9 protein-coding genes are annotated in these 13,395 nt (G+C 62.9%); 2 read left to right on the forward strand and 7 right to left on the reverse strand.

The window, feature by feature from the left end; all coding sequences use genetic code 11:
• Window positions 1-355: 355 nt before the first annotated feature.
• Window positions 356-1,207 (forward strand): LysR substrate-binding domain-containing protein, encoded by an 852-nt coding sequence (locus CFB41_RS28055; protein ID WP_089433083.1) that lies wholly within the window; start codon window positions 356-358, stop codon window positions 1,205-1,207.
• Window positions 1,208-1,289: 82 nt separating this feature from the next.
• Here CFB41_RS28055 and CFB41_RS28060 read toward each other — a convergent pair whose 3' ends face one another.
• From CFB41_RS28060 to CFB41_RS28080, 5 genes are all read right to left on the reverse strand, one after another.
• A complete protein-coding gene (locus tag CFB41_RS28060; protein ID WP_039366289.1) occupies window positions 1,290-1,991 on the reverse strand; it encodes an ABC transporter ATP-binding protein in 702 nt (233 codons plus the stop codon).
• The gene (gene livG, locus CFB41_RS28065) at window positions 1,991-2,764 is read right to left on the reverse strand and encodes a high-affinity branched-chain amino acid ABC transporter ATP-binding protein LivG (RefSeq protein ID WP_069252315.1); all 774 of its coding nucleotides are present in this window, start codon (window positions 2,762-2,764) and stop codon (window positions 1,991-1,993) included. The genes CFB41_RS28060 and livG overlap by 1 nt, the downstream gene beginning before the upstream one ends.
• The gene (locus CFB41_RS28070; RefSeq protein WP_089433085.1) at window positions 2,761-4,032 is read right to left on the reverse strand and encodes a high-affinity branched-chain amino acid ABC transporter permease LivM; all 1,272 of its coding nucleotides are present in this window, start codon (window positions 4,030-4,032) and stop codon (window positions 2,761-2,763) included. Before CFB41_RS28070 ends, livG begins: the two co-directional genes overlap by 4 nt.
• Before the next feature lie 11 nt (window positions 4,033-4,043).
• Entirely contained in the window at window positions 4,044-4,970 is a 927-nt protein-coding gene (gene livH / locus CFB41_RS28075; RefSeq protein ID WP_041493199.1) for a high-affinity branched-chain amino acid ABC transporter permease LivH, read from the reverse strand.
• A 182-nt stretch (window positions 4,971-5,152) separates the two neighbouring features.
• On the reverse strand, window positions 5,153-6,268 hold the full coding sequence (locus tag CFB41_RS28080; protein WP_089426904.1) for a branched-chain amino acid ABC transporter substrate-binding protein: 1,116 nt from the start codon (window positions 6,266-6,268) through the stop codon (window positions 5,153-5,155).
• Window positions 6,269-7,081: 813 nt separating this feature from the next.
• On the opposite strand from CFB41_RS28080, the gene CFB41_RS28085 reads away from it, so the two are divergent.
• Window positions 7,082-7,708 (forward strand): hypothetical protein, encoded by a 627-nt coding sequence (locus tag CFB41_RS28085; RefSeq protein ID WP_089458707.1) that lies wholly within the window; start codon window positions 7,082-7,084, stop codon window positions 7,706-7,708.
• A gap of 621 nt (window positions 7,709-8,329) precedes the next feature.
• Here the strand turns inward: CFB41_RS28085 and CFB41_RS28090 are convergent.
• Both CFB41_RS28090 and CFB41_RS28095 read right to left on the reverse strand, forming a co-directional pair.
• Window positions 8,330-8,770: a hypothetical protein gene (locus CFB41_RS28090; RefSeq protein ID WP_256941229.1), complete on the reverse strand. Its 441-nt coding sequence runs from the start codon at window positions 8,768-8,770 to the stop codon at window positions 8,330-8,332.
• Between the two features lie 11 nt (window positions 8,771-8,781).
• Window positions 8,782-13,392, reverse strand: coding sequence for a PAAR/RHS domain-containing protein (locus tag CFB41_RS28095; protein ID WP_256941230.1), 4,611 nt, complete (start codon window positions 13,390-13,392; stop codon window positions 8,782-8,784).
• Window positions 13,393-13,395 lie beyond the last annotated feature (3 nt).

The following is a 13,395-nucleotide window of genomic DNA, read 5'->3' on the forward strand; positions in this document are numbered from 1 at the left end:
CGTTGCCGTCGCCGTCCGCGCACGGCGCGGGGCTCCGCACGCCCAGCTCGTTCAGGTTGCGCATCAGCGAAAACACCTCGCGCCCGGCCGCCTTTCTCCTCGCGTCATCGTCGCTGCGCTTGAGCGTCGAATACTTTTCGTGATTCTCGACCGTCCATACCGACTCGGCCTTCAACCTCCTGTCCCGCACCCATGCATCTACAACGAAATCATTGATCGACATGAATCGTTCCCCGGATACGTGCACCGCGCGACCGGCTGCCTGCCGTTGTCTGCCTGTTGACCGAGAATATGGGATGCTCAATAATTCCGTCAATCGACATTACCTGAATCACTGATTCGGAAAAACCAAATCATGCCGCGCACCCTGGACGTCGACCTGCTGCGAACCTTCCACGCCGTCGCGAAGCTCGGCCGCTTCAAGGATGCGGCCGCTCATGTGAATCGCAGCCCGTCGTCGGTCACCGCGCAGATCCAGAAGCTCGAGGAGATGGTCGCGCAGCGCCTGTTCACGCGGAACAACCAGGCCGTCGAACTCACGCAGTACGGCCACAAGCTGCTCAGCGACACCACCGAGTTTCTGCTGAGCCACGACCGGCTCGTCGAATCGCTGTCGCCGCAGATGCTGACCGGCAAGCTGCGGCTCGGCATTCCCGATTCGTACGCCGCGCATTTCATGGCGGAATTCCTGCCGCGCTTCGCCGCCGACCGGCCGCTGCTCGAACTGACGGTCGAAGCACGCTCCAGCGAAGAGCTGCAATCGCTGTTCGCACGCGGCCAGCTGGACATCACGATCGCCGTGGTGCCGAAAGCGACGCCGCACGGCGAGCTGCTCAGCAAGACCCATCCGGTGTGGGTCGCCGCGCGAACCTTCAAGTTCAATCCCGACGCGCCGCTGCCGATTGCCGTGCAACTGCAGGGCTGCCCGTACCGCGACACCGCGCTGAACGCGCTGAAGAAGGCGAAGATCCCGCACCGGATGCTGCTCGAGAGCGCCAGTTCGCCGGCGGTCGAGGCGTGTATCGCGAACGGCCTCGCGGTCGGCCTCATCGAGCACGATCGCGTGTCCGGCAACCTGACGAGCCACGTCGCCGGGATCGTGCTCCCCGATCTCCCGCCGCACCTGATCACCATCCTGACGGACGACAGCAATCGCGCCGCGCTGCATCTGCGCGACGTGCTGAAAAGCACCTTCAGGATCGGATGAAGACAAGGCCGGGAACCGGCCTTGCATGAGAAAGCAAAACGGGAAGCGCCGCCGGCCCGTTGCAGGCCGGCGGCTTTCGGCATCAACCGCCGAGGTACGCCTGCTTGATGCGATCGTTCGCGAGCAGGTTCGCGCCCGTATCGGCGAGCACCACGCGCCCCGTTTCGAGCACGTAGCCGCGATCGGCCACGCCCAGCGCCTTGTTCGCGTTCTGCTCGACGAGGAACACCGTGACGCCTTCGTCGCGAATCGTGCGGATGATGTCGAAGATCTGCGCGATCACGAGCGGCGCGAGACCGAGCGTCGGCTCATCGAGCAGCAGCAGACGCGGCTTGCTCATCAGCGCGCGGCCGATCGCCAGCATCTGCTGTTCGCCGCCCGACATCGTGCCGGCCCGCTGCGTCGCGCGTTCCTTCAAACGCGGAAACAGCTTGAACACATGCTCGATGCCGTCGTCGATCTCGTGACGGCTCGCGAAGAAGCCGCCCATCTTCAGGTTCTCGAGCACCGTCAGGCTCGGGAACACGCGCCGCCCTTCCGGCGAAATCGCCATCCCCTGCCGCATGATCTGGTGCGTCGACATCGCGGTGATGTCCTTGCCCTCGAACAGCACGCGGCCCGACGACGCGCGCGGCGTGCCGCACACGGTCATCATCAGCGTCGTCTTGCCGGCGCCGTTGCTGCCGATCAGCGTGACGATCTCGCCCTTGTTCACCTCGATCGACACGCCCGCGAGCGCCTCGACCGCGCCGTAGTGCGTATGGACCTGTTCCAGCTTCAGCATCACTCTTCCCCCAGATACGCCTTGATCACGCGCGGGTCGTTGCGGACCGCTTCCGGCGTGCCGATCACGATCGGCCGGCCGTGCTCCATCACGAGGATGCGGTCGGACACGCCCATCACGAGGCTCATGTCGTGTTCGATCAGCAGCACCGATACGCCGAACTCGCGGCGCAGCTTGTCGATCAGGTGCTGCAGCTCGATCTTCTCCTGCGGGTTGAGGCCGGCCGCCGGCTCGTCGAGCATCAGGAGGCGCGGCTCGGTGATCATGCAGCGCGCGATCTCCAGACGCCGCTGGTGCCCGTACGACAGCGTGCCCGCCGGCCGGTTGGCGACCGACGTCAGCCCCATCCGGTCGAGCCACACGGCCGCGCGTTCGAGCGCTTCCTTCTCGGCCCGGCGATACGCGGGCGTCGAGAACAGGCCGGGCAGCAGCCCCGCCTTCACCTTGCGGTGCTGCGCGACGAGCAGGTTCTCGACGACGGTCAGCGACTTGAACAGGCGGATGTTCTGGAATGTCCGCACGAGGCCCTTCAACGCGATCTTGTGGCTCGGCAGCCCGCCAATCGCGTGGCCGTCGAGCACGACGTCGCCGCCGGTCGGCTTGTAGAAGCCGCCGACGCAGTTGAACACCGTGGTCTTGCCCGCGCCGTTCGGCCCGATGATCGCGAACACCTCATCGCGTCGCACGTCGAAATCGATCCCGTCCACCGCGAGCAACCCGCCGAAGCGCATCTGCAGCCCGGCGACCTTCAACAGTTCCGTATTCGCGCTCATTGCGGCAGCTCCACGTGAGGGCGGCTCGCGGGCAGCAGGCCCTGCGGACGCCACATCATCATCAACACCATCACGAGACCGAAGATCAGCATCCGGTACTCGGCGAAGCCGCGCGCGACTTCCGGCAGCACGGTCAGCAGGATCGCCGCGAGAATCACGCCGAGCTGCGAGCCCATCCCGCCGAGCACGACGATCGCGAGGATCAGCGCCGATTCGATGAAGGTGAACGATTCAGGATTCACGAGGCCCTGGCGCGCCGCGAAGAACGCGCCGCCGATACCGGCGAACGCCGCACCCAGCGTGAACGCCGACAGCTTGATGCGCGTCGGGTTCAGGCCCAGCGAACGGCACGCGATCTCGTCGTCGCGCAGCGCTTCCCACGCACGGCCCATCGGCATGCGGATCAGGCGGCTCGTCACGAACAGCGTGAAGCCGACCAGCACGAGCGCGAGCAGGTACAGGAAGATCACCACGTGGTCGCCGCTGTATTCCAGCCCGATCAGTTCATGGAAAGTTTTCGCGCCTTCGACGCTCGCGCTGCGCGCCATCTCGTAGCCGAACACGGTCGGCTTCGGGATGCCCGAGATGCCGTCCGGGCCGCCCGTGAGGCTCGTCAGGTTGTTCGCGAGCAGGCGGATGATTTCGCCGAAGCCGAGCGTGACGATCGCGAGATAGTCGCCGCGCAGCCGCAGCACCGGGAAGCCGAGCAGGAAGCCGAACGTCGCGGCCGCGATCGCGGCGAGCGGCAGGCATTCCCAGAACGACAGCCCGAAGTACTGGTTCAGCATCGCGTACGTATAGCCGCCGACCGCGTAGAACCCGACATAGCCGAGATCCAGCAGTCCCGCGAAACCGACCACGATGTTCAGCCCGAGGCCGAGGATCACGTAGATCAGCGCGAGCGTCGCGACGTCCACCGCGCCGCGCGAACCGAAGAACGGCCACACGAGCCCGACCGCGAGCAGCACCCAGACGATCACGCGCTGCTGCTGCGCGCCCATCGCGGGCAGCGCCGGCAGCTTCACCGACGATTTCGCGCGCACGAGCCACGGCTTGAACAGCTGGAACAGGAACACGCCCGCGACCGCGATCCACACCGGCCGCCAGTGCGGCGTGAGTACCACCTGATAGCCTTCGAGCTTCAGTTGCAGCCCGAGCACCGGAATCGTGAGGATCGCCGTCAGGAACGCGGCGGCCACGGCATTTTTCAGCGCCTGGCCGATCGAGGCGTCGGCGGCCGGGCGGCGAACGGAAATGACTTGACTCATCTGCGTCTCCCTCAAACCTTTTCGATGTCCGACTTGCCGAGCAGGCCGGTCGGGCGGAAGAGCAGGATCAGCACGAGCAGGCCGAACGCAACGACGTCCTTGTACTCGGCCGGCATGTAGCCTGCGGCGAAGGTTTCAGCAAGGCCGAGCAGCACGCCGCCGAGCATCGCGCCCGGGATGCTGCCGATCCCGCCGAGCACCGCGGCGGTGAACGCCTTGATGCCCGCGACGAAGCCGATATACGGGTTCAGCTTGCCGATCGTCAGCCCGATCAGCACGCCGCCGACGGCCGCCAGCATCGCGCCGAGCACGAACGTGAACGAGATCACGCGGTTCGTGTCGATGCCGAGCAGGTTCGCCATCTTCATGTCCTCGGCGCATGCGCGGCACGCACGGCCCATCCGCGAATGCGAGATGAACAACGTGAGCGCGATCATCAGCACGAGCGTCACGCAGACGATCATCAGTCGCGAATACGGGATGGTCACGTCGAAATCGCCGCCGAGATGGATGTCGAACGCGCCGGAGATCAGCACGGGCACGGACACGTCGCGCGCGCCCTGGCCGATCTGCACGTAGTTCTGCAGGAAGATCGACATGCCGATCGCGGAGATCAGCGGCACGAGGCGCGGGCCGCCGCGCAGCGGCCGATACGCGACGCGCTCGACCGCGAAACCGTACAGGCCGGTGACGATCACCGACACGATCAGCGCGGCGCCGAGCACGAGCGGCAGCGGATAGCCGGCGGAAATGCCGATGGCGGTGAGAGTCACGAGGCCCACGTACGCGCCGATCATGTAGATCTCGCCGTGGGCGAAGTTGATCATGCCGATGATGCCGTAGACCATCGAATAGCCGATGGCGATCAGCGCATAGATCGCACCCAGCGTCAGGCCGTTGACCAGCTGCTGGGCGAATTGAGGAAAGAAGTCAGTCATGTGCGGGAAGCTCCCGTTGGCGTCGTGTCGCCTGCCGTCGCCGGATCACGGCGTGGCCGCGCGCAACGCACGGTGTCGTCTCGGGCCGCCGCAGGGCCGCGCAAAGGGCCGATGCGCGGCCAATACGCACCCGCCCCGTCCGGGTCTCGGACAGGGCGGCATGCGCGGGCGGGTACTCCGTCTTACTTGGCGGCGGTCTTCGTCGCGTCCTTGTGCCACGTGTACACGACGAACTTGAACGCCTTCAGGTCGCCCTGGGCGTCATACGCGACCTTGCCGATCGGCGTGTCGAACGTCGTCTTGTGCATGTACGCGGCGACCTTGGTCGGATCGGTCGTCTTCGCTCCGGCGATCGAGTCGGCGATGATCTTCACCGCGGCGTACGACGGCATCTGGAACGGACCGTTCGGGTCGCGCTTCTTGTCCGCGAACGCCTTCACGAGCGCCGCGTTGGCCGGATCGGCCGAGAAGTCGGCCGGCAGCGTGACGAGCATGCCTTCCGAAGCCGGGCCGGCGATCGCCGTCACGTCCTTGTTGCCCACGCCTTCAGGCCCCATGAACGTGGCCTTCACGCCCTGCTCGCGCGCCTGGCGCATCAGCAGGCCCATTTCCGGGTGGTAGCCGCCGAAGTAGACGAAGTCGACGCCTTGCGACTTCAGCTTCGTGATGATCGCCGAGTAGTCCGAATCGCCGGCATTGATGCCTTCGAACAGGACGACCGGGATCTTCGCGGCTTCGAGGTCCTTCTTCACCGACGATGCGATGCCCTGGCCGTACGACTGCTTGTCGTGCAGGACCGCGACCTTCTTCGGCTTCACGTTGTTGATGATGTAGTGCGCGGCGGCCGGGCCTTGCTGGTCGTCACGGCCGATCGTGCGGAAGATGAAGTGGCGCTTCTTGCCTTCGGTCAGCTGCGGCGCGGTGGCCGACGGCGTGACCATCACGATGCCTTCGTTCTCGTAGATGTCGGAGGCCGGGATCGTCGAACCCGAGCACACGTGACCGATCACGTACTTGATCTTCTGGCTGACGATCTTGTTGGCGACGGCGACGGCCTGCTTCGGTTCGCATGCGTCGTCCATCATCACGACTTCAAGCTTGTTGCCGCCCGCACCGCCTGCAGCGTTGACCTGCTCGATCGCGGTCAGCGCGCCGGCCTTCACCATGTCGCCGTATTGGGCGACCGAACCGCTCATCGGACCAGCGATGGCGATCTTCACGGTTTCCGCTTGCGCGGCGGCGGCGCCGGCGGCGAACAGCACGGCGGCGGAAATGGACGTAAGACGGGACAGCGTCATCTGGGAGCTCCTCGATGTTGTTTAGTCATACGGGCAAAGGCGGCATGACTTGCGCAATCGAACAGCACCCGGGGCGAGGACATGGGACACGCCCGAGACACATAGAAGACGGAACTCCGGCGGAATGTTGCGTAGCGGGGCCCGGCTCTTGCAGTCCCCGATGGGGACGTCTGGTTCGGAAAGACATCGTGATGCGTCTTGCATTGCGCAAGCGTTTCGCCTGCCCCGCTTGCCAAATCGCTTGTTCGGAGGGATGGTCCGACAGCCATTGGCAAGGCAGTCGAAATTATATGGGCGTTTTTAAATCGTCTGTCAAAAATGCCGGTCGACCGAGGGAAAACACGGAGGGTTTTGGGGGGAGGTGGTGGCGATGGGGGCGCAACCGGTTGAGGGGTGGGAACGTTTGCCTGGGGTGCAATTGGGTTGCTATTAGGTGGGGCTGATTGGGTGGGCGCCTTGCTGCGCTTGGCTTTTGGCGGTCTCGGATTTCGTGTGATGCGTTTTCGGGTTGATAAGGGCCAGTTCATCGTCAATCAATCGACTGATGATTGATTGGGTCGGCACCAACTTGGGGCGGTGGGTCGAGGCGGTCAATCCTACTGTTTACAAACAAAACTAAACACTTGGAAGCTCGTTGTTATTTTTATGAAATAATACGAATTCGCTTCTGCAATCCAGCCAGCCTTCCTGTGAGTCGTATACCCAGCGCCTCGCAGTCGCTTCAGGGCCGCCTCGACGCCCGTCCGTCGCCCAGCCGCCAGCCAGTGATCTGCCGTTTTTTTCTCATCGCATATCACCTGCTTCGGAACGCTGATGAATCATCTCCCTCGCCTTTTCTCCGCCACCGCCGCGATCGCGTGTGCGCTTTCTGTTTCTGCCGCCGATGCTTCCGGACGCGATTCGCTGACCGATCGGTCGGTGGGTGCCAATGTGTTTCGTTCGGAGCGGCGGGCTGCTGCTCGGGATGACAGGCGTGCGGCGCGAATGGGCCACGGTCGCCTAGAGTACGCCGCGCCGGCGGAGCGCAGTCCGTTCGATACGCCGGATACGCGACCGCTGCGGGTGACGGGCGATGCGCTCGTGGTGCCGACGCCTTCGGTTGAGCACGAGCCCGATTTTGTATTGCCGACGAACCGAGTCGCGCTCGGCGCGGGTGGCAGCGATAGTTTTGGTCGCGCGGTGCCTGGATATGAACAGCGCGCGGAGAACTGGAATGAATACCTGCGCGCTAACGGATCGCGGCCTGCTGGTAGTGGCGGTTCGTATGCGCCGCAGCGTCCGTATGATGCCCCGCGCGGTCCAAATGGCGCACCGAATCCGTTCGATCCTTCGGTGCCGCAACCGGAAACGCGGACGTTCTATGACAACGGTGCGGGGACGAAGTGCACGGCTACCGGCGGTGCGGGGACGTCGCGGTCGTCTTGCAATATTGGGTGGTGAGGGGTGATATCGGGCGGCTGCTATCGCGGCTGCCCAGCCCGGCCATCCGCAGCGCTGCGCTTATAATTGCGCCATGATCAGCCGACCAGGCTCAATATCGATCCTCGCCTTACGGCCGGAATAAAGCACTGGCGATCATCTTTCGACGTCATTCTGCTTGTTACAACGAATCACGACCGGCCGTGAAGGCGTTCCCGTCGTGGTCATCGGCTCGCGCCGCCCGAGGCGCTCGTCTTCTGCAACTCGGTCCAGCACGTCAGTGACATGGCCAAAATAGCGACAAACGTCATGCCAGTCGCCATCGAAATCGAAATCGATGGTCGGGCAGGCACCTAGCTCAGGGCGCCTTCCCCAAGTAAGGTGAATGATCGAGTAACGCCCCGACTCGTCCGTGTGGGCGCAACGAACGTCGTCAGTACCCGTGGCATGCGCCATCACCCTCAGCTTATGTTCATAAAATCGGGGGCAGGGTGAAGCTCGACTTCAAGTTCTACCTGGATTCGCACATGGTCGACATCACACTCCGAGCGGGGACACGCAAACTCGCACCAATCCTCGGGCAACGTAAAGAGGTTCTGTTGTTCCATCATGCCTACCCCTCCCACCACCATCTCCCGAATTCTAAAGAACCCTGTCCCATAAGCCGTTGTCCGCCCTCTCCGGCTCCACGAATACCCAGATGGAATGACATCGGGTGCAACGATAGTACATTGCAGAACCAGCCGAGCCGGGCCCCTCGGAATCAAAAGGAGGGGGGGCAATTTCCGCAAGGACTCCGCTGGCAACCGCGGCGTCGCGGCGTTGGGAATATTGTTGATATTCCTGACGGGATACGAACTGTTTGGGCGAACCAACACTAAGACAGTACCCGCATGCCGGAAGCAGCTGCGCCACCGCTCCATTGCTCTGTGCTTCGCTTCCTCGCTTGAGCTTGAGCAGTTGACCCCGTGGAATTTGCGCGTCGACACGTGTGCGTTCGCTGTCCAACCACGCTCGCAATTGCTGCAAATCAATGTCCTGATCGCGATAACGGCGAAGCATCTGTTGAATATCCTGATCCATGTCATTCACACTCATTTTTCGACCGGAATAATCCAGTCGTCAGACCACGATTTGGTTGTTCCCATGAACTGATTCTGTCCGCCGGATCCGGCCGCTGGATAGAACGATGTCTCGGGTTCCCATCCAACCGACAGCTTTCCTCCGAGCGGTCTTGGAACGGTTGCGGAAGACAGCTCAGATGTCGGAATTTTCAATAATACGTCGGGCGGTCCCCAATGCTGGAAAACCTGACCGCGGTCCATTAGCACACCTTGATTCGTCCCGACATAGTCTGTCGACATGTACGTCCCCGCACCCTTATAGCCACTGATGCTGCCTTGCTTGCGGTAATTTTCGATAGCCCTCCACGTGGTCGCGCGATAGACATAGTCCTGAGACGCAATCTTCTGATCCAAAGCAGCCTGTAGCGCGTCGCCCTGATTTCGATTGCGCATCAATTCACGATACTGCTCCTTCGTCAGTGAACGTTCGCCGGGTCCCGGGCGCACACCACGGCCGCTCAAACCTTTATCGACTGGAGGGTCGTTGGTGCTGCAAGTCGCGAGGCCGAGAGGATCGAATTCGGCGAAAGGATCGGTAACGTACCCTTGCGTCCGCAGTCCACCCTCCAGTCCGATTGGATCGGGACTGAGATACTGTCCCGAATCGGGATCGTAGTACCGGTTCAGGTTGTAGTTGAGCCCCGTCTCGTCGTCCGCCCATTGGCCGGGAAAGCGCAGCGTCGTATCGATCGGTACGATGCGCGCATCGTTCGCCGCCCGCTTTGCCGGCAGCAATTTCCCCCACAAGGAATATGCGGCCCTCCATACCGGCTTACCGTGTTCGTCGAACGCAGCCTTTGGCATGCCAATCTGGTCCGTCAGAATCGGATATAGGCCTTCGTCGGTCTCCTGCGCGAACGGCAAGAAACTGCCCGACTCAATATGCCACGTCACCACCTGCCCCGTCGTGCCGTCCTTCTGCTCGACCCAGCGCTCGGCAACCGTCGGACCATCCCATAAGAATCTCACCGCTTCGCCGCCGCCAACCTGATGCTTCTCGATCCGGCGATTGAAAGCATCGTAACGATACGCCCAGACGCCGCATTCGGGCGTCACGACCTTTACGAGCCGGTTGAGACCATCCCACGTGTATTGCCACGTTCTCGGCCGGAACCCGGGTTGTTCAACCGTCTTCTCGATCGTGCGGCCACGGGCGTCGTATCGATAGCGCGCATAGCCGACCCGTTCCGGCAAGCCGCCTCGACGGTAGTGATGGACATCGACGGGCGCCTGCAGCCCGTGTGCGGCAATGTTCATGGCCGCGTCGTAACGGAAGTGCTCCGTCGGCTGCAGCAGACCTTCCGCGGAAACGATCTGGCCGCGCACATCGCGCCGATACGTAAGCGTATCGGCGTCGGTGTCGATGCGCTCCAGTTGTCCAGCCATGTCGTAGTGATAGACCCGCCGCATCAGTTGCTCGAACGCACGAGCCGGGTCCGCTTGCAAGGCATCGAAGGCCATGGCAGGCCCTGCAATCTGCCGGTGGATACGGCCAAGCGCATCGTACTGTTGCCGTGCGACAAAGTCTCCCGCCTGTCGGCCGATTTCGCGCCCCAGACCATCACGCTGGATCGTCAGCGCCCCGACCCGCATCAGCGCCCCCGACTCATCGTACGCATAGGCCGTCTCGCGCCTCGGGGTCATCCGCAGACAGCGTTGCCCGTCGGCGTCGTAGACGTGCCGCAACAGTTCGCCATGCTGATCTTCACCGATCAGGCGGCCGCTGCTGTCGTACGCAAAGCGCGTCACATGGGAGTGCGCCCCCTGAACCTCCGCCGATGCCAGCCGTCCGCCCGCATCGTAACGATAGGTAAGCTTCACGTCGCCTGCATCGATTTCGGCAAGCCGGTCGTGAGCATCGTATCTATAGCGCCACTGCCCACCGTCGGGCAGTGTCTTCACCAGCAAGCGACCGGCGGCATCCCGCTCGTATTGGGTCGTGCGCCCCCCCCAGTCGATCTCGGCGGCGAGTCGCCCGGCCGCATCGTAGCGGTACGAGTAGGCTTCGCCCAGTGCGTTGATGACCTTCGTCAACCGGGTCGCGTGGTCGTATTCAAAACGCGTTGCATGTCCGGCGGCGTCGATCGACGCCGTGAGCAGATCGAATGGGCCATAGGTACGCTGGATCGTACGTCCCAGTGGATCGATCCATTCGACGGGCAAGCCTTCACCGTTGTATTTCGCATGCGACATCGAGCCGTCCGGACGGATGATCGAGCTCAACAGGCCGCGCGGATTATCAGGGCCCTCGATATAGTGAAAACGCGTCACATGCCCGTCGGGTGACGTTTCCTCCAACACCCGCCCCAGCACGTCGGCCTTGCGCCGGAAGTGCGCTCCTCCGGGCAATTCGATGTCCGTCAGCCGCAATCGGTCGTCGTAGTCCAGGCGCGTCTCGCGATCACCCTGAACCACTCGCAGCAGCTCTCCACCGGGACCGTAGCGATAGGTCGTTCTGGCGCCGTCTGGTTCGGTGCGTGCAATCAGGCGGTACAGATGGTCGTACTCGAGCGTGATCCGATCACCGTTCGGCAAGCGCGCCCCGGTAAGGCGTTGCTCGTCGTCATATTCGAAGCCAATCGTGCGTCCAGAACTTTCGGTTACCGAAATCAGCTGGCCGAAATCGTCATAGTGATAATCCGTCCTGCGCCCCAGCGGATCGATCCGTGCCATCAAACGACCGAGTTCCCATTCCGAGCGCACGCAATGGCCAAGCGGATCGGTTTCGGCCGTTACAAGACCGTCATCGTTATAGTCGTAGATCCATTCGCCATCGACATCACTCACGCGTGTGCGACCGGTTTCGTAAATGAACCGCCCCGTGTGATAGCCCTGCCGTGTACCGGTCTCGACAACACGGCCCGCCGTGTCGTACCGATATCGGACATCGGTTTGATCAGTATCCCGCCATTGAGTCATCCAGCCGTGCGCGTCGTACGCGTAATGGAACTGCCCAAACTGGAAGCTCGCCACATGGGTGAGCATGCCGTTCTGGTAGTCGTAGTCCACGAGTGTTCGGGAATCCCCGTCCGCATCGTGAAGAACGATCCTTTGCAGGCGACGGTCGTACCCGTGATAGGTCACCTCGAGCCGATAGCCATCGCTATGAGCCATGCCGCTCAAACGGCCGGTAGAGTCGTAAGAAAGAACGATCGCGTTACCGTCGAGGTCCTCGATCCGCTCGAGGCGAGAAGAACTGCCGTAGACCAGAGGCGAGAAAATACGCAGTTGCCGCGTATCGCGATCGAAGATACGCGGCTCGAGCCGGCTGCCGACCAGCCGATAACGTGGCTCGCGCAGATTGATGCCGTTGAGCGCCATGTCCGGCGCGTCAAAGCCGATCACAAGACCTGCACCGTCGTGAAATCGCACGAAGCGACCGTCGGCGAACGTCAATTGCTGCGACCAGTTATCCGACCAGCGGTGACCGAGCAATCCATGGTCGTCCGATCGAGTCCGATAGCGTCGTTTGAACTCAAGGGGCAAGATTCCGGGAATGGCAAGATCGGTACGAATCTCCAGCATTTCTCCGGATACCGGATCAACCGGATCCTTGCACTTCGGTCGATTCTCGTCCTTGACGCCGCTCTGTTCGGCGGATCGGGTGGGCTCGGGCCTGAATCTATCGCGCAACCCCTTGCCGGCGAATTTTCCGACACCGCCGCCGACTATCCCCCCGAGCAAACCCGCCAGGAATTCCTGAGTCGCGGACAGCTCCGGGTTCTTCGGGCCGTAGTGTCCGGTCGTCTTGTCGATCCAGATGCTGTTACGCCCCGAATTGACTTTGCCGCTACAGTGCGTTTCGTGGCCGATCCGCACCAGCGGCAGGCCGTTGACGAACACGGTTTTGCTGCCGTCAACGAGTGGCTGCGGCACGCCGGAATGATGCTCGCAACTCACCAGGTCCGTGACGCGCGCCACCTTTTTACCTTCAAAATACACGTTGCCCGAGCCGGTAACGATCTCGCCACAGTTGCTGCCCATGCTTTGGCTGGCCGACGCAAGCGCACCGCCCAGCGTCAGGCCGCCCGCCATGCACGCGCCGACGATCAATGCCCCGGCGAGTCCGCCTGTCGCCACGGTCGCCGCCACCGCCACACCAATCGCGACCCCTACGGCAATGCCGGCGAGGATCCCCATAAATCCTGACGAGTGCGCGATCCGATCGCCGATACACGCGGGATGCGGATCGCCACGGCCGATCGTGAGGCCCAGTGCGTCACCGACCTGCGTGAATTCCTTCGAGAGCCATCCCGTCACGCCGACTTTGTCGAGCGCCCACGCTCCACCGACAGCAATCGCCAGCGGCAGCATCACCGTACCGGCCGCGACCGCCCCCGCACCTAAAGCCGCTCCGCCGGTTGCGCCACCCGCCAACGCCGTACCCGCCGCACTCAACCCGGCTGCCGTCCCCTCAAGCGTGGTCAGGCCCGCGTCGGCACCGAGCATCCCGTAGTTGAGGTTCTCGTAAAACGGCTGCTCGGCCGCTTTGGCGGCGTCACCGTCCTCCAGCTTGGCGATCCGGTCGAGACGCTCCTGTGCGCTGCCGCTCGGCTCGTTGTAATTTGGCGTGTCCGACATTGC

The organism is Burkholderia sp. AU33803, from assembly GCF_002223095.1.
In the GTDB taxonomy this organism is placed as follows: domain Bacteria; phylum Pseudomonadota; class Gammaproteobacteria; order Burkholderiales; family Burkholderiaceae; genus Burkholderia.